Source organism: Candidatus Binatia bacterium (assembly GCA_036382395.1).
Classification (GTDB): Bacteria; Desulfobacterota; Binatia; order HRBIN30; family HRBIN30; genus JAGDMS01.
Genome location: DASVHW010000097.1, coordinates 1 through 17,070 on the forward strand (window position 1 = coordinate 1; position 17,070 = coordinate 17,070).

The window sequence follows — 17,070 nt, forward strand, 5'->3', positions numbered from 1 at the left end:
TTCGTCGCTTACATCGCGGCCTCGACATACCAGCCGAATCGCTCATCAAACCCACGGTGCGATCGACTCGCCGCCGCGCCCGCCGGACGGCGGCGTGATGGTGGCGATTGGCGCAGGGCATAGTCCCTCTTCCTTGAGAGGACCATTGTGCCCTCCGAAGCGGCGCTCTAAGCGCGCAGGTGACGCCGAGCCGTGATGATTGAATATCTTCGGATGGTTGGAGAGGTCCGGCAGACCCTCCAGGCGCACAGCGCCCCCGCTGTTCTCAGCCTCCCGCCGCTGGTGTCGGCGACCCCTCACTCGGCCAGCTAAGATTGCAGTCACCGATCAATGCTAGAAGAGGGGACGTTGCGACAATTCGGACATTCCAATCCCTTTTGTCAGTCGCACTGTCCGATCTGACGCAACGTCCCCTTGCACGCCGAAGGTCTTGCATTGCGATATTCTTTCCACCAACGGCGCCGAGTTCTCACCGATGCATGCATGCAAGACCCTATTCTGTCGTCGTCAGATCTCCAGGGCCTGTCGGTAAGTTTGCATCCTGGTGAGGGGCCGCCCTCACGCTGGTGCGTCAACGTCGTGCTCGATGGCGTCAAGGGCCGCGAGCCGCTCGTCGCTTTCGCCAACGAGTTCAACCAGCTTCTGGCGCACGAAATGGCGATCCAGTGATACGCCCTGATCGCGAAAGATCGCCTCAACGTCCGCGAGATCCTTGCGTCGGAAGAACATCAGCTTGAGGACGACAAGATCCTCCGGGCCGAGAATCCATAGTGGACGCCCCAGGAGGCTTACTTGACGCTTTCGCGCTGCGATCTCAGCGTAATAGGGAATGGCCGGCACGAACACGTCCACGCGCAGGCCGTGGACCGAGCCGCGGAACTGTCCGCCCGAGCAGGCGTGTGCACGGAGGCTCGCCGCATCATCAGCGACGAAACCTGCGTCGGTGAGTACCGCCAGGGCCGGCGCCAAGTCGGCCTCGGGTGACACAAAGATGTTTACGTCCACATCGACGGTGGCCCGAGGCACAGCGTAAAACCCGAGCGCAATCGCTCCCCCGACGGCGTAGGGCAGGCCACCTCGTTCGAGAGTGTCCGCGACGGACCGGGCAACTTCGGCAGCGGTCCAGGACTCAGGCATGGTGTCGCTGCGCCGCCAGGCGGCGCAATAACGTGCGGGTGGATGCCGGAACGGGATCAATGCGCTTCAAGCGTGCGTCGCGCTCCGGAGCGCCGTGGAGGAGTTGCAACGCTGCGCGACACGCCGTCTCGATTGCACGCGCACGTTCCTCGATCGACCGATCGCACCACGCTGGAGCTGGCTGTATTCGCGGCCACCGTGTTCCCCTGCCCATGACATCTGTCTACACCTCGCGGATGGGTGCGACAAGGCGGCGGGACGATGTCTCGATGATCGCTCCGTTACTCGAGCAACTGCGCACGGAGGCCAAATTTTGGATCAGCGACGACGTTGTTCGTCGAGCGCTGCAACTTGCGGGAGAATAGCGCCGCCCGCCGTTCATCTTGGCCTGCTGAATCTGCCATACTCAGGCCGAGACGGCATCGAAGGCGAATTGACCGTTCGCATCCGTCCGAGCCGAGAGAGTCGTCGTCCCCTTCAGCTCAACAACCACGCCCGGTACCGGTAGGCCGTAGTCGTAGTCGTAGTAGCGAATCGCCGCGCTGATGTGAACGGGGCAGCCGTTCAACGCATTGTTCACGGCCGCGAGAATCTCATCGACGGTGCGGTGGCTCCGCGATCGCAGTCACTTCTCGTTCTTGGCCGGGCGCGGACGCCGTGTTACGGTACCGGCGTGAGTGGGCAGGACGCTGTTGAGAAGATTCTTGCGCCCTTTCTCGTGCATGGAATCTGCAAGAGTGAGGCGGAGGCACTGAGCATGCTGGCACGGGACTATGCGCAGCGCCAAATGCAACGCTATGCCGACCGAGTAGCCCATTTCCGCTCCCTCTACCAGACATCAGTGGAGCAGTTTGCAGGTCAGGTCGGCGCGCTCTGCGGCGGGCGCGGGGAGATCGCCGCATTGGCCCGTCTCGACACCGCGGCGCAGGTCGTACAGGCGGAAGACGACCTCGAAGAGTGGGAAGCGGCCGAACGATTCCTCGCTCGCTGGCAAGCAGTAGAAGCAGACCTGCAAGATGCTGCCGCAGCTTGAGGCACTGCTGCGCGCTTCTCCCAAGGTTGCATCGTTTCACGTCGTCGACAACGACCCGATCGACGAAGCCAACTTTCTCTTCAAGCTCCGGAATTCCCCTGGCGGCTCGTTTCATTTTCAGGAAGGCTCGAACACCACGCCAATCATCGCGGAGCTACACTTCGCGGTCGATGGGTGCATCCAGGCCGAGCACAGTCACTAGGGCCACCCGAACTTCTTCCCACCGGAGCGCTGGGAAGCTGCAGATCCACGGACCGAGATCTCGTGCGGTAACGGAGCGGATCCACTCCGGCTTAAGCACGGAGGCAACGCCGAGCCCTTCGTTGGGGTTCAGCACCACTTCCCACGGGAGTCCGCGGATCTGTGTTGAGAATGGAATGACGGGGAGTTCACTCACCGAGCGGAGCAGCGAGTCGCGTCCAAGAACCAGTACCGGGCGGCGTTTGTCAGGCGAATAAAAACGATACCAGCGGATATCGCCCCGCCTCAGCTCTCGTCGGGCCATGCGTCGTCGGCATCCAGCGGGCCATGCGGTCCGTGCTCTGCCCACTCGCGAAGAATTCGGCTTTGCTCTTCAGCGGACAGCTCCAATTCATCGGATGGGAGCGGCTCGAGCGTCACACGCACGCGCTGGCCCTCCAGTGGAGGTACAGGTTCATCGAGAGCTACAGTGCTGCCGTGAACGACGCCGGTAACAGCCGTATGCATGATGGCAATATGCCCTCCCACGCGCCGCTGTGCAACTGCGCGCGATTGGTCCCGGCGGCGGCGCTCAGACCCCCACGTCATGCGAGACTCCCCTCATTTCTTTGAGCAGCTTTTTCGTCCTCAAGAATCGCCCCTACAAGGCCGTGATAACCCCTGCGCGGCGTCGCTCGTCAATGCATTTCAGCCGCAAGTGCTAGATGCCCTGTAGCTCGGTCGGAGCCTCAGCCCTCCGCCGCTGGTGTCGGCGACCCCTCACTTGGCCAGCTGAGATTGCAGTCGCCAATCAGAATTGCCTCGAAATCCTGGTTCGCGGCAGTGGCCGAGATCGGGTCGAAGGCGATGCTGCCTGGCTGGCAGGTCCCTGCCAAAATCAGGGGTTGAGTTACTGACTGGTTGACTGCTGCGCTTGGAACCGGAACGAAGATCCAGTCCGAACCGCAGGCATCGGCGACCGGGAAGCGCGTGAGTAAGCCTACTGTGTACTGGCCGATCAGATTCATATCATCCTCGGTGATCGTGCCGTCCCCTGACACATCGCAGCTTAGCTGTTGTCCCGGATTGGGAGTGCCCTGCCCAACGGAGAATTGGAGCGCCCGAACGGCATCGCTTATGTCGATGGCCCCCTCGGCGCCGCCCATCTTGGCCGGCTGGAGTTGCCACGACCCGGCCGAGACGGCATCGAAGGCGAATTGGCCGTTCGCATCCGTCTGAGTCGAGAGAGTCGTCGCCCCCTTCAGCTCAACGGTCACGCCCGGTACGGATACGCCGTTGCTGTAGTAGCGAATCGCCCCGCTGATGCTGTGGGCCGGTGTGGGCGTCACCTGATCAGGACACCCATCTAGGGCGTTGTTCACCGCGGAAAGGATCTCATTGACGGTGATCTGGCCGTCTTGGTTAGCGTAGCCGGCTTCGCACATCGTGACCGCCGTGTTCCCGAGGGCGATGTTCACCATCGTCAGGATCTCGTCGACGGTGACCTGCCCGTCGCCGTTGCAGTCACCGATGCACGTCGTTGGTGAGGCTGGGACCGAGTTGTACTCGTACGCGCCGATGGAGCAGCTTGTGGCGCCATCACCCGGCCGGACGTAGCCACGTTGGTCGAGCTTGTTCACGGGCGGTTCCGCGCAGACGGTTTCGTTGCCGGCGTTGATCGCCGGGCTGCCCGCTTGGATCGCGATGGTTTGGGTCGGTCCGCCGTTATTCGCCAAACCCGCGAGCATTGGGTTCCTCTTGCTGAGAGAAGTTCCCGAAAACCCGCAGGAACCATCGTCGTCGATGTTGTGGCCGCCATCAATAACGACGCCGTCGCAATTGCCGCCCGAGGTGCTATTGGCGACGATGGTGTTGGTGACGGTGGCTGTGCCCGTGCCCGAGTCGTTGAAGATGCCGCCGCCACTGTAGACCGCGCTATTGCCGGAGAACGTGCTGTTCGTGACCGTCAGCGTGCCATATCCGCTGTAGATGCCGCCGCCGTGGCCGCCGCTATTGCCGATGCCCGAGCTATTGCCGAAGAAGGTACTGTTGGTGACGGTCAACGTCCCGTAGCTATCGATGCCGCCGCCGCCGACCGAGCTATTGCCGGAGAAGGTGCTGTTGGTCACCGTCAGCGTGCCGAAGTTTGCGATGCCGCTGCTGCTATTGCCCGAGAAGCTGCTGTTGGTGACGATGACCGTGCCGCTGCTGCTGTCGATGCCGGCGCCGGTATTGCCGGAGAACGTGCTGTTGGTAACGGTCAGCGTGCCGCTGTTGGGAACGACAATGCTCCCGAAGTTAATGATCCCGCCGTAATAATTGCCGGAGAACGTGCTGTTGTTAACAACAGTCAGCGTGGCGCCAGTGGTGGCGATGCCGCCGCTGTTGTCTAAGAACGTGCTGTTGGTGACCGTCAGCGGGCCGCTGCTGCTGGCGCCGATGCCGATGCCGTAGCTATTGCCGGAGAAGGTGCTGTTCGTGACGGTGACCGCGCCGTTGTCACTGGAGATGCCGCTGCCGCCGCCGGCCGCGCTGTTGTCGGAGAAGGTGCTGTTGGTCACCGTCAGCGTGCCGCCGCTGGTGTAGATGCCGCCGCCGCCCTCAAAGCTGGCTGTGTTGCCGTTGGCGATGGTCATGTTCCGGACCGTGAACTTGACGCCAGTGTTCACGGAGAAGACGCCCACGCTGTTTCCGCCGCTGATCGTGATCAGACTCCCGCCGTCAATGGTGGTATCGGCGCTAATGGCCTTGGTGCTGGTGACGGTAATCGTGGCGGCGCCACCGCAGTTGAAGGTCACAGTCCCGGCGAAACTCGCGCCCCCTGGCAGGCACGCATCCAGCGCTGACTCGGTGCAGCTCGCAGCCGTGCCGGTGCCAACGACGCACTGTGGCGTCGGTGTGATTGTGAAGATCTTGGTCGGAGTGGACGTGGGCGTCAGGGTCGCGCACGAGCAGCAACCGTCGGCATTGTTGGGGGGGAATGGCGCGCAGGCTTCGTTGGATGCGCACTGCGGATTTTGAATGCATCCGCCACCCCCAGGAACGGAACAGCCAGGCGCGATTGTGGACGGCGGTGGACATTGGTTCCTGCAATAGGGCGTGCCCGTGGGCGCGCACGTCGCCGTCCCCGTCGGAGGGGGTGTTGGGGTAATTGTAGGCGTGGGTGTGTCGGTCGGTGTCGGCGTGCGTGTGGCAGACGGCGTTGCCGTCGGGGTCGGAGTGCTCGCAGATGTGCTCGTCGGGCTAAGCGTCCAAGTAGGTGTCGAGGTGGACGTATTGATTGAGGTACTGGTCGGGGTGTTGGTTTGGGTCGGGGTCGGCGTCTGAGTCGGAGTACTCGTTCCAGTCGCCGTGGGCGTGAAGGTCGGCGAAGGTGTGTTCGTCGGCGTCGTTGTCGCCGTGAACGTTGGTGTGGGCGAGAGCGTCGGAGTAGCCGTTGGTGTGTCGGGGAGCGCAGGAGTTAGCGCGAGCGACGCTGTGGCACTCGTGACAAACTCGCCTGCGTGACCTACGACGGCAGCGTAGTCGCCTAGTTGATTCACCTGCACGTTATCCAAGAGCAAAATTGAGCCGGTTTCACCCGGTATATCGATCCCATTGAATTGCCACTGATAACTTAATGGGGCTGGCCCACTTGCATCTACCCCAAGGGCGACATTGTCGCCCAATGCCACCGTCCGACTCTGCGGAGAGGTCAGAATAGCAATGGGTATGTCAGATGAGCCGGCTGTAAAGTCCGCTGTTTGGCTACCATTGAGATTGGAAATCGATTGTTCTTGCGGTTCGGAAACGGAGTTATTTTCCAAAATAGCAACCGTGTAATCCCCCCCACTGGTCAGGTAAGGAAATGAATAGTTTCCATCAACGTCGGTGACGGTAAACGCCAGAGGCGAGGCGACAGATGAAGCTGCAACTCCATTGAGGCGCCCTGCGCCAACGGCAGGTCCTGCGCCGCTTACGGTCGTTCCGGTCAGCGCTATGGGCACTCCACTGATTGCATTGCCGGTCGCGTCAGTAACCTTACCGGAGATGGAGTTCTGTGGCGATCCATTACCCCACAATGGGCTCTCGTTTGGTGCCCGTGTATACGGATCGAGTTTCTGCGGGTCCAATGGCTGCCAGCCATACGGATCGACGGGGATCCACGTGCCACTGAAGTTTTTCCTGACTTCAAAATGCAGGTGAGCGGTTCCTACCCCGCCTCCGGTGCCCTCGTGCCCCACCCACGCGACAACCTCTCCTCTGCAAACGTGTCCTGGTGCGTGAAAATGCTGATTCCTCTCCGCGTGCAAAATCCAGGTTCGATAACCGTTGCCATGATCGATTACCAACGGATTATATTTTCCAACGCCCATGCCATACACATCATTATCCGATGTTGGCTGGACGAGCACTTCACCCTCAGCCGGAGCACGGATTGGAGTTCCCTCACTAGCGTTGAAATCAATTCCGGCATGGCCGTCGTAGCTTAAGAAGTTCAAGCCGGTGTATGCACCGTTGAGCGAGAAAGGCTTCGCACCTGCGTATGAGATCTTTCCGATTTCATCGTCGGGATTTTCGATTCCAATGGAAGCCAACCCTTCCTCGCCAGTAAATGCCGTCACGGTGAGATCGTGAGCACCTATTCCATAATACGGGGCACTTGACGGGATGTGATGGTCGAATACCGAGTTTATTAGCTTGTCAGCAGGACCGCGCTTACTGGAAAGCGGGAAAGCCAGGTAAAAATCTGTGGTGGCCGCGGAACAGGTGACGTTGAAAGTGAACTGACCAGATGGGATTCCGCTCGGGTTTATCACTTCCACACTCCAGTTGTGCGCCAAAGTCGTGAAAGTCGGATTAATGACGATTTGAGTCGGACTGATTGAGCTAATGGGCCGATTGGTCAACGGTGCTTCTCCAGTGCTCAAATCACGCAGGGTAACCGTCGCGTCCGATGCGAAGTTGGTACCAGTAATCGCGAAAGGCTGAGAACTGTTTGATCCCACAGGCTGACTCGGGTTGACTGCGCTGATCGAAGGCTTCACCGCGCCAATGGGAGATGCGACAGTAAACGGGAACTGCCCGGACCCCACCGGCCCTGGATTGACTACTTCGGCGCTCCAGCTGTGCGCCGCAGTTGTGAATGTAGGATTGATGACAATGTCGGTGCTTTTGAACGAGCTAATCGACTGATTCGTTAAAGGCGGCCCGCCGGTAGTTAGGTCACGCAACGTCACGGTTGCTCCGGAGACGAAATTGCTTCCAGTAATCTTAAACGGCTGCGGGTTATCTGATCCTGTTGGCGTCGCTGGAGTCACGCTGCTGATTGACGGCGATCGAGGCGCGCTCGCCTGCACCTGGAACTGGACCGTGTTGGAGGCCGTCGGCGCGGTGACCTGCGCCGACCACGTCGCGGTGTGATTCGTGAAGTTGGCCGTCACCTTGATCTGGCTGCTGCTCACGAACGTCACCGCCTTCGGATATGGCCCCTGGCTGTTGGTCACATCCCACAGCGTCACCGTGCACCCGGGCACAAAGTTGCTCCCGTTGATCGTGATCGTGTGCGGATCAGAGACCCATGGCAGCGGATTCGGTGTAATGCTGCTGATCACCGGGGCGACCTCCGCGGCCTGCACCTGGAACTGCACCGTGTTGGAGGCCGTCGGTGCGGTGACCTGCGCTGACCACGTCGCGGATGACGCTCAGCCCACGGACAGGCTTCATCCTGATGGTCTTTCGCTGCCAGGTGATGCTCCATTCGTCGCCGTCACGAAAAAGAACTGGGAATCCGGGTGCGCTGTCGGCATCGCCACCCTTGGATCGCATCACCAAGGACGCGGGCTTCCCATCGCCCAAGGCGCGGGCCTGCGCGAGATAGCCCTGCATCCCCAACCGCTCGTAGGTGGCGATCGCAGAAGCCAGCAGCTTCGCTGCCCGCCGTGCATCAGTGCCCTGGTTCCTTCCCAACAAGGCGGCCGCGAAGGCGTGCTCGGTTTGAGCAACATGCGGCACCGCTTGCATGTCCTTGTTCATCTTGAGCGCCGCCTCGAAGTGGCGGACCGCTGTCGACCACTGCCCCATGGTCGAGGCCAACAGGCCGAGGTAGTAGGAGGCGGACCCTCCCGAACCGATTCCCAGGATGGCGATGATGTGCCGCGATGCAAAAGGCACCAGCATCTCATAAAGGATCGAGGCGCGCGCTGCGTTTCCTAGCGCTGCGCACACCTCCGCGAGCAAGGCGATTGCCGTGAGCCAGTGCGCGTCGCGGAACAGATCGGCGAAATCGTTGCGCGCCAGGTAATCGAACTCGTGACGGGCGTCGGTTGCGTTCCCTGTCGCGGCCGAGATCGCCGCCACGCCCACCGGCCACAGCCATACGTTCTGCATGCTCTCGGTGAATTCTTTGGCGACCGCCTCGACCTCCCCCAATCTTCCCTGCAGCCGCCGTAGCGCAAAGAGCTGAGCGCCGTAGATCAGCAAGGCGTCGGCATCCTGCAGCGTCACGCCGATGCGCAGCGCTTCCGTGGCCAGTCGCTCGGCATCGTCGAACCGGCCGAGCATTGCCGCTCGCATCGACCGCATCACGAGCTCGTGGCACCGGAGAGCCGGCTGCTTCAATTGCTCCACGAGCTTGGCGAACGCTTGAATTTGTAGGTCGGCCTCTCGAACGAGGCCAAGCTCCAGCAAGTCGCTGATGAGCCACGCGATCGCCTGCGCCGTGAGTTCCAGATCATGAGCCTTGCGGGCGAGCGCTACCGCTTCGCTGGCATCGTCGCGTCGTTGCTCGATGTTTTCCGGCGTCCACAGTGCAAATCGGCGGCTCAACAGCACCTGAGCCAACACGGCCGGGTCATGCGAGCGGCGGGCAACAGCCACAGCTTGGCGGATTGGTGCGCGGCGTTCGTCAGTCGGGAGGTGATATAGTTCCTCCGCGAGCCGTGCCTGCACGCGTGCGCGCAGCCCGCGCTGACTGGCGGGCAAGCTCTGGAGCGAGCCTTCCAAGAGGCTGATGAGAGTGTGGTTGACCACGCCGGTGTCACCCCAACTCCGAGCGTCACTGTAACCGAGTGCGACCCGGGCAAGCAGCTCCGGCGCGTCGAGCTGGCGCGCCAGCTCTGCCGCTTGCTCCAGATTCGCGCGCGCCTCCAGTTTGCGCCCGGCGCGTCGTTGTGCCGACGCCAAGCCGAGCAGTAGCTCGCAGTGCAGCGCAGGGTCCGGCGCCGAGCGCAGCAAGACGGTCCGGGCCAGCTCATAGGAGCCCACTGCATCGTCATGCTGATGGAGTGCGCTGAATCGGCTGGCGGCTTGCAGGGCATAGTCGATCGCCTGAGTGGCATCCTCAGCCGCGCCGGTTTGGGCGAAATGATGCGCCAGTTGGGTGAAGTGCGGCTCCAAGGCGCCAGCGTATAGTTCTTCGATAGCCCGTGCGGCGGCACCGTGAAAGCGAACCCGCTCAGCGTTGGCGAGCTGCCGATAGACTGCGTCCGAGGTTGCCGCGTCCGCAAATCGGAACGCGTCGGGATCGCCCTCAACCCTCGCCACAACTCCCGCACGCTGTGCCTCATCGAGTAGTTCAAGCAGCCTGGTCCGTGTTGGCCGCCCATCCATAGCGCGAGCCAAGAGACCCAAACGGAACTCTCGTCCTACGACTGCCGCGACAGCAATGCACTGCTGACAGTCAGCCGAGAGTCGGGGAAGCAATGGCGTTGTTGGTTCTTGGATCAATCCGCAGTCCCTTACGAGTGAGGCGCTACGTTGTCAGCCGTCTCGTTCCGGAAACAGTTCTCTGATCGGAACGCCGAAGGCTTTGGCAATATCGGCGATGACGCGCAGGGTCGGATTGCGCTCGCCGCGTTCGACGCCGCCGATGTACGTCCAGTGTCGGTTCGTTCGTTCCGCAAGTTTTTCCTGGCTCCATCCGCGAGCCTTGCGCAGTTGCCGCACCCGCTCGCCGAACCTGTGCTGGGCCGCCTTCACGGTCCAGAGTCATCGCTAGAGACAGCCTATGGGTCTAGAGACTATGAGTATTACTTCGGTCTGGTGGTCAATTGCAAGAATTGAAGCGCTGTTCCCCTTTTGCGAGGCTCCCGATGCGGAAATCAAAGCCCCCGCACACCTGCCAACAAAAGCACAAACGCCGCGGCGCCGTCTATCCGTAATCTTACGGAATCACGGCGTGATGTGTCACCACCTGTTATGATCTTCCGCAGAAGAAACGAGGGCGTTTGTCGCCTGGCAAATGGCGGAGCGCCTATGGTTCGCACAACGAGAGCCAACGCGCAGGCCGGCCAGACATGACCCGCTGAGGACAACTTTGGCAGAACTCGCCGCGCGATCATGATGGCTGTCGTGCGTACCCGGCTCGTGGCTTCGCCTAGCCCGGACTATTCACAAACATCGAGACGACTTTGCGGAAACGTGCCTCGATACGCCGCCGAAAGAAGGCGGCTACTCGGCATGAACGGGAAACACTCTGTACGTTCAAAGACAACCCGTTCGGCCCGAGTAGGAGCCCATCTTCTGGGCTCCGTATCGAGGGCGCCTCTGTGGTTCATGAATGATCCGGGCTAGGGAGAGTGGTGATCGCCAGCCGGCACTCCTGGTTACAGATGTACTTCCAGCGTCAGCGCTTCGTACCGGACCCGTGGGGCTTTCCTTGTTCCCGGTCCACGGCGCGGCTCCATGTCGACCAGCCCGAGCGAGGCCAGCAGGTCGAGATCATCGGCAACGTTCTTCACATTACGGCCCGTGAGTTCGGCTAAGGCTCGCACCGACTCCGGCTGATGGTCATGAATCGACTTCAGGATCTCCAGACGCTTTGGGGTGAGGACTTTGCCGACTTCGCGCACGTCAGGAAAATAGACCCAACCGGTCTCAGGTTTCATCTTTCTGCCGGCTTCAATGTGGCCGATGACCTCGCCAGCCTCTTTGAAAATCTGCCCCGGCGGGGCGATGCCAATTTTGATACGTTTCACTTTCATGGAGATCCTCACATTCTAATGCCCTGGGCTTTGAGGTGCTGAGCAACCTCCTGACGGAACTGGATACACCTCCTTCTTCTAAGGTCTGGTGGCGACAGGCCTCTGTGCCTGTCGCCAGTTGGCTGGTACAGTCGACCATGGATGCAGCATCCAGAGGAAACGATGGTCCGATCTGCTGGCCTACCCGTGGCTGGGCGTTCGCGAGGATCCCCCGCGGCAGGCACGGAGGCCTGCCGCCACTGGTCCTGGGGCAACGCAGTTCATCTTCATCTGCAACTTAGCGCTTATGGGGCGCAGCATGCTGCGCCGCTACAGGGCAAGGCAATATGCCAGGCAAGGCTACGTCAGGCGCCGCAGCTCGCTCAACTGCCGTCCCATGGTGCGCATACCGTCCTCGGCAACACGCCATACACGCCATACGCCACCGTGAGTTGACCCTCCGGGTACGCTCCTTTATGCTTCCGAAGCGGCTTGCGCCGCGTGTTCTATGCCAGCGATCACGTTGGGCCTTGCCGAGGTCGAAGAGAGGCTGCGTGCGCTGCGGCGGCGCCTGAACTTCGTCACCGCTCAGCACAGTGCCTACCTTGGGACGAGCCTTGTGCTCCTGGCGGCGGCGCTCCTGATCATCCTGGGGCTGCGGGCTTCGGCCTCCGTATTCCGTATCGCGGCATGGAGCAGCACACTGGTGGTCATCGGTGCGGGCGCGGCGTGCGTCGTCCACGCGCGACGGCATTGGCTGGATGTACGGGCCACTGCCCATCTGGTTGATGAACGTGGACAGCTCACGGATCGCCTGGCCACTCTCGTCGATCTGCGTCTGCGGCCGCGCCCGTCACGCCTCGCGCCGGTCCTGGTCGCGCAAACCCTGGCCTTAGGGCCGCGCTGGCAAGCGCAGCGCATCGCACCGCGCCGGATTCCGCGCTCCGCCTTGCTTGTGATCGCCTCACTCCTGGCGCTCGGCGCAACCACGCTCGTCGAGCGCCATACGTCACCACCGGTTTCCCCCGCGGCGGCAAGCCCTAGCGCCGCGCTGGTAGCTTACAGCGGGCCCGGGTCGGTGAGGCCGTCATCCGCCGGAGGCGCGACAACAACTGATTCAACGGCAAGACAGGGAGGTTCGCAGCTGCGGAGCGACCTTCGCCCTGGTGAAGACTCCGGATCCGGACCAAGCCCGAAAATGGACCAAGGCGGCCCGTCTGATACGGCTGTCGGGTCGACCGCGCCGAAGGACGGATCGGCGTCGCTGACCGGTCGCCTCCAACAGGCGATCCACCACGCCTTCGGCGCCGAGACGCCGGACACTAAGGACGAACTCGCCTCACGATCGGGTACCTCCAGTGATGCAGGGCGGGCACAAAAGGATCATGACGCCCGACCTCACAGCGGTACCGAGATGTCTGGGAACGCAAGCGATACGGATCACGAGAAAGGCCGTGATCGGTCGCCATCCGGCAGCGGCGCTGCTCAACGCGAGGGTGGATCAGGCGCGCCTCAGAACTTTGAGGGCTCCTCCCCCAGCGCCGGTGAGGGCTCCAGCCCGCAAGGGCTCATGCAACCGAATGCAGGAAACCTGGCCGCGGGCGACGGCGGATCGAAACGGTTCAAGCTGACGATCACTTCCTTTATCCACGCCGTCGAGCAGCGCGACACCCCGCCGCGCGGCACGGGGACGCGCGCCGGCTCAGCTGGCCCTGCCGAAAGCGAGAGCGGCGGTGGCATGGCGTTGAACGATCGCCAACTCACCGACGACGCCTTGCGCAAAGCCGAAATCCCACCGGAGTATGAAGATCTAGTCAGACGCGTCTTCTCTTCGAGGACTGGGCAATGAGCGCGGACACTGCGCAGCGTGCCGTGCAGGACTTTCAGGCCGTCTTCCAGCGTCTGCGCGATCAGCTTCACGGCGTGATCGTCGGGCACCGCAACGCCCTCGATCAGATACTCGTGGCATTCTTCGCCGGTGGCCACGTGTTGATCGAAGGCGTTCCGGGAACGGGGAAGACGCTGATTGTGCGAACGTTGGGCGAGGCACTGAACCTGTCGTTCAATCGGATCCAGTTCACGGTGGATCTGATGCCGGCGGACATCACGGGCACACGCATGGTGATGGAGGAAAACGGCCGGCGCGAATTCACCTTTATGCCCGGTCCGCTCTTCGCCCACGTGCTGCTCGCGGACGAGATCAACCGCTCGACCCCGAAGACGCAGTCGGCCCTGCTCGAGGCGATGGCGGAGTTGCAGGTTACCGTTGCGGGCACCACGTACCGCTTACCGCCGCCGTTCTTCGTCCTGGCCACCCTCAACCCGATCGAGATGGAAGGCACTTATCCGCTGCCGGAAGCGCAGCTCGACCGGTTCTTTTTCAAGGTCATGCTCGGCTATCCGGACCATGCCGACCTGCAGCGTATCATCGGGAGCACCACCGGACCGGCGCTGCCGACTGCCGCACCGGTCTTTGCGCGCGAGGAGGCAGCGGAACGGATCGAGGCCCTGCGCGCCCTGGTGCGCGAGGTCTTGGTGGCCCCGCATCTGGAACAGTACGCCGCGGCCCTGGTGCGGGCAACATTGCCGGCTGATTCAAAGCTCGCGCCAAGCCAGACCACACTGCTGCGGCCCGATGAACAGATCAACCGCTACGTGAGCTTCGGCTCCAGCCCGCGCGGCGGACAAGCTCTGCTGCTCGGCGCCAAAGTGCGCGCTTTGCTCGACGGGCGGGTAAATATCACCTACGACGACATCGATCAGGTGGCGATCCCGGCCCTCAATCATCGCTTGGTCCTGAACTTTGCTGCCGTCGCGGACGGGATCGAACCGCGCTCACTGATCGAGCGCGTGCTCCATGCAGCCCGAACACTCCGGCACTGAGGCCGTAGCGCCACCGCCCACGGCGGCGCTCGCAGCCGTGCTGGCGCCGGCGTTTTTGCGCAAGCTCGATCGCCTGCATTTGACCGTACGCCGCTCTCTGAGTACGCGCCCCGGCAACACGCCAATGCCGCGTGGGGCTCAGGGTTCGGGCATCGAACTCGAGAACTACCGTGCTTACGGCGCGGGTGACGACCTGCGCCACCTGGATTGGAACGCGTACGGTCGCTTGGACCAACTGCTGATCAAGACCTTTCGCGCCGAGCGTGAAGCCCCCCTGCACCTGTTCATCGATACGTCAGCCTCGATGGCATTTCCAACTGCCGACGACAAGTTCGTCTTCAGCCTGTGCCTGGCGGCAAGCTTCGCCTACGTCAGCCTGCGCCGGAACGATCCGGTGCGCATCGTCGGCCTCAGCGAAGTCTGGCCACAGCGGCACTTGGGCTCGCCGTTTTTCCGCCACCGTGACGCCTTGCTGCGGTTACGGGATTTTCTGCTGCAGTTGCGGCCGTACGGCAAGACCGCCCTGGCTGCTGGCATCGCCGCCGCTCTCCGCGACCATCGGTCCCCGGGCGTCGCTGTGGTGATCTCAGATTTTCTCATGGAGCCGGAGATGTATGAAGCCGCGTTGCAACAGCTGGCGGCGCGGCGTTTCACCGTCGCGGCGCTACGCGTCATTGGGCCGGGAGAACGGGATCCCTCCTCGCTGTTTCGCCGCGGCCGACTGACCGATGCCGAGACCGGACGGCAGCGATTCATCACCCTCAGCCAGGACAATCTCATACGCTACCAGCAAGCGCTCGCCGCACATCTGGAGCGGCTGCAGGAATTCTGCAACCGGTGCGAAATCGTCTACTCCACGACAGACACGGACGCCGGCCTGGAGCAGATTCTGTTCCGGGATCTGCCGGCGTTGGGGCTGCTGCGGTGAAGAGAAGTCCTGAGTGCTGAGTGATCAGAGACCAAGATATGCGGAGTTGAAGAACCCTGTGCTTACTCAGGACTCCGCCCTCAGGGCCCAGGACTAAAGCATGGGCTTTGCCGAACCGCTGGCGCTGCTTTTCGCCGGGCTCTACGGGATTCTGGTTGTTTTCTATCTCTGGGAGCGCTGGCGGCGGCGCGTTGCGGTGCCGTCCCTGCTCCTGTGGGAAGTGGTGCCTGAAGACACGCTGCGGGCGCGGCGCTTCCGACCCGATCTGTTGTTCCTCCTTCAGCTCTTGCTGCTCGCCTGCCTGATTGCCGGACTGGCGAGGCCCTATTTCTCTGACGGCGCCAGCCTGCCACCGCGTGGACGTCATGTCTTCGTGCTGGATACATCGGCCAGCATGCAGGCGCGTGAGGCGCGGGGCACCCGCTTCGACGAAGCACGTGGGCAGGCGCTCGATCTGCTCAAGAGCTTGCAGGCCGATGAGGAAGTCATGCTGATCACCACCGCACCGTCGCCTGAAGTGCTGGTGAACTTCACGCGCGAGCGTGACGCTGTGGCCCAGGCTCTGGAGCGGCTGGCCCCGACGGACACCGGCTCCGATCTTTCGGTGGCGCTGGCGTTTGCCGACAGCGCCATGCAGCGCAGCGACGTTCCCACCGAACTGGAGGTCTTCAGCGATATTCCCCGCAGTCAATTGCCCGAGCCGGGCCGGGATCACGCCAAGGTGTTCCAAGTCGGTGAGACCGACGTAAACATCGGCATCGAGGCGCTGCAGATATTTCAGGGGCGCTTCCAGGACTACCGCCGAGCCCGAGCCTACGTGCTGGTTGAGAATTTCGGCCATCGCGAAGGGCACGGATTCCTCACCGTACGGCTGGAGAACCAGGTGGTGAACCGGAGCGGATTCACCTTGCCGCCTCGCGAGTCCAAGGAGTTCGTCGTGCACGGCTTCCGCGGTCCGGGGCGGGTTGTGGCGCAAATCGAGGCCACCGACGCGCTGGACGCTGACAACGTCGCCTTCGGCTGGATTCGGCCGGTGCGACCGGTGCGCCTGCTTTTGGTCTCAGCCGCTTCACCTCTGGTTGATGACCTGCGTCAGTTGGTGACCGCAACTCCGGCGCTTCAGCTATCGGTCGTGGATCCACGGACATTCAGCGCCGATCAATCCCGACAGGCTGACCTGGTGATCTTCAATCGGTTCGTGCCAGACGTGCAGCCGGCAACGAACACGCTCTACCTCTATCCGCCGCGCGAGAACACCCTCTTTCCCGTCGCCGGCGACGCGGAAAACATCGAAGTCCTCGATTGGGACACGCACCACCCGGCCCTCCAGTCACTGCGGCCGCTGGCGGCGTTGCCGCTGCAGCGTGCCCGCATCGTGACGCCGCCGGCGTGGAGTCAGGTGCTGCTGTGGTCGCGGACCTCGGCGCAGGAATTCCCGCTGGCCCTGGCGGGGGAGGACAATGGACACCGGGTCGCGTGCATCACGTTCGACCTCGAGAGCGAAGGTTTGCTCGGCAGCGACAATCTCAACTTCTTCCTCTTCTTCATGAACCTGCTGGGCTGGCTGGCGCCGAGCGGCGAGGAAACCGCCGTGGTGAGAACCGGCGAGGTGACGCCGCTGGGCCCCTTGGCAGACGGGCCGGTACGGGTTCAGTATCCGCACGGCGAGGTGGTGACGCTGCCCGCCGGACAGGCGACTCTCCAGCCGCTTTATGCCGGCGAATACCGCGTCAGCGTGGACGGGACGAGCCGACTGCTGCTGGCGAATTTTTTCGATCCCGTGGAGTCGGACATCGGACGATCGAGCAAAGAACCGACAATGCCGCCGCAGCCGGCCACGCATGGGGTGCAGACCATACCGGCGTCGGACCGGCACGAATACGGTTCCTGGTTGTACGACGCAGCCGCCGCCCTCTTGCTCTTCGAATGGGCCGTGGCGCGGAGGCGCTCGGTATGACGTCGAGCCC

General features: G+C 62.4%; 12 protein-coding genes. 6 read left to right on the forward strand and 6 right to left on the reverse strand.

From position 1 onward, the window contains the following. Window positions 1-558: 558 nt before the first annotated feature. Together VF515_04595 and VF515_04600 are read right to left on the reverse strand one after the other, a co-directional pair. Window positions 559-1,137, reverse strand: coding sequence for a hypothetical protein (locus VF515_04595; protein ID HEX7406914.1), 579 nt, complete (start codon window positions 1,135-1,137; stop codon window positions 559-561). 406 nt (window positions 1,138-1,543) lie between these two features. After that, window positions 1,544-1,717: a hypothetical protein gene (locus tag VF515_04600; protein ID HEX7406915.1), complete on the reverse strand. Its 174-nt coding sequence runs from the start codon at window positions 1,715-1,717 to the stop codon at window positions 1,544-1,546. A gap of 93 nt (window positions 1,718-1,810) precedes the next feature. Here VF515_04600 and VF515_04605 point away from each other — a divergent pair, with 93 nt between their 5' ends. Continuing rightward, window positions 1,811-2,170: a hypothetical protein gene (locus VF515_04605; GenBank protein HEX7406916.1), complete on the forward strand. Its 360-nt coding sequence runs from the start codon at window positions 1,811-1,813 to the stop codon at window positions 2,168-2,170. Then, window positions 2,154-2,372: a hypothetical protein gene (locus tag VF515_04610; protein ID HEX7406917.1), complete on the forward strand. Its 219-nt coding sequence runs from the start codon at window positions 2,154-2,156 to the stop codon at window positions 2,370-2,372. Before VF515_04605 ends, VF515_04610 begins: the two co-directional genes overlap by 17 nt. A 727-nt stretch (window positions 2,373-3,099) precedes the next feature. Here VF515_04610 and VF515_04615 read toward each other — a convergent pair. From VF515_04615 to VF515_04630, 4 genes are all read right to left on the reverse strand, one after another. Next, window positions 3,100-7,980 carry a choice-of-anchor Q domain-containing protein gene (locus VF515_04615; GenBank protein ID HEX7406918.1) on the reverse strand — a complete coding sequence of 1,627 codons (4,881 nt, stop codon included), beginning with the start codon at window positions 7,978-7,980 and terminating at the stop codon, window positions 3,100-3,102. Further along, window positions 7,901-9,874, reverse strand: coding sequence for a hypothetical protein (locus VF515_04620; protein HEX7406919.1), 1,974 nt, complete (start codon window positions 9,872-9,874; stop codon window positions 7,901-7,903). The genes VF515_04615 and VF515_04620 overlap by 80 nt, the downstream gene beginning before the upstream one ends. Window positions 9,875-10,090: 216 nt before the next feature. Then, entirely contained in the window at window positions 10,091-10,309 is a 219-nt protein-coding gene (locus VF515_04625; GenBank protein HEX7406920.1) for a helix-turn-helix transcriptional regulator, read from the reverse strand. Window positions 10,310-10,935: 626 nt separating this feature from the next. Next, window positions 10,936-11,313, reverse strand: a complete 378-nt coding sequence (locus VF515_04630; protein HEX7406921.1) for a hypothetical protein — start codon at window positions 11,311-11,313, stop codon at window positions 10,936-10,938. 487 nt (window positions 11,314-11,800) lie between these two features. Here VF515_04630 and VF515_04635 point away from each other — a divergent pair, with 487 nt between their 5' ends. The 4 genes from VF515_04635 to VF515_04650 all read left to right on the forward strand — a co-directional run bounded on the left by VF515_04635 (window position 11,801) and on the right by VF515_04650 (window position 17,060). Continuing rightward, entirely contained in the window at window positions 11,801-13,141 is a 1,341-nt protein-coding gene (locus tag VF515_04635) for a hypothetical protein (GenBank protein HEX7406922.1), read from the forward strand. Next, a complete protein-coding gene (locus tag VF515_04640) occupies window positions 13,138-14,175 on the forward strand; it encodes a MoxR family ATPase (protein ID HEX7406923.1) in 1,038 nt (345 codons plus the stop codon). The genes VF515_04635 and VF515_04640 overlap by 4 nt, the downstream gene beginning before the upstream one ends. Continuing rightward, window positions 14,150-15,103 carry a DUF58 domain-containing protein gene (locus tag VF515_04645; protein HEX7406924.1) on the forward strand — a complete coding sequence of 318 codons (954 nt, stop codon included), beginning with the start codon at window positions 14,150-14,152 and terminating at the stop codon, window positions 15,101-15,103. Before VF515_04640 ends, VF515_04645 begins: the two co-directional genes overlap by 26 nt. A 100-nt stretch (window positions 15,104-15,203) precedes the next feature. Continuing rightward, on the forward strand, window positions 15,204-17,060 hold the full coding sequence (locus VF515_04650) for a VWA domain-containing protein (GenBank protein HEX7406925.1): 1,857 nt from the start codon (window positions 15,204-15,206) through the stop codon (window positions 17,058-17,060). Window positions 17,061-17,070 lie beyond the last annotated feature (10 nt).

Excerpts from the sequence above, each read along its gene's own strand:
- VF515_04595 (HEX7406914.1), bottom strand. The coding sequence starts at position 1,137 with ATGCCTGAGTCCTGGACCGCTGCCGAAGTTGCCCGGTCCGTCGCGGAC.
- VF515_04610 (HEX7406917.1), top strand. The coding sequence starts at position 2,154 with ATGCTGCCGCAGCTTGAGGCACTGCTGCGCGCTTCTCCCAAGGTTGCA.
- VF515_04630 (HEX7406921.1), bottom strand. The coding sequence starts at position 11,313 with ATGAAAGTGAAACGTATCAAAATTGGCATCGCCCCGCCGGGGCAGATT.
- VF515_04635 (HEX7406922.1), top strand. The coding sequence starts at position 11,801 with ATGCCAGCGATCACGTTGGGCCTTGCCGAGGTCGAAGAGAGGCTGCGT.
- VF515_04640 (HEX7406923.1), top strand. The coding sequence starts at position 13,138 with ATGAGCGCGGACACTGCGCAGCGTGCCGTGCAGGACTTTCAGGCCGTC.
- VF515_04645 (HEX7406924.1), top strand. The coding sequence starts at position 14,150 with ATGCAGCCCGAACACTCCGGCACTGAGGCCGTAGCGCCACCGCCCACG.
- VF515_04650 (HEX7406925.1), top strand. The coding sequence starts at position 15,204 with ATGGGCTTTGCCGAACCGCTGGCGCTGCTTTTCGCCGGGCTCTACGGG.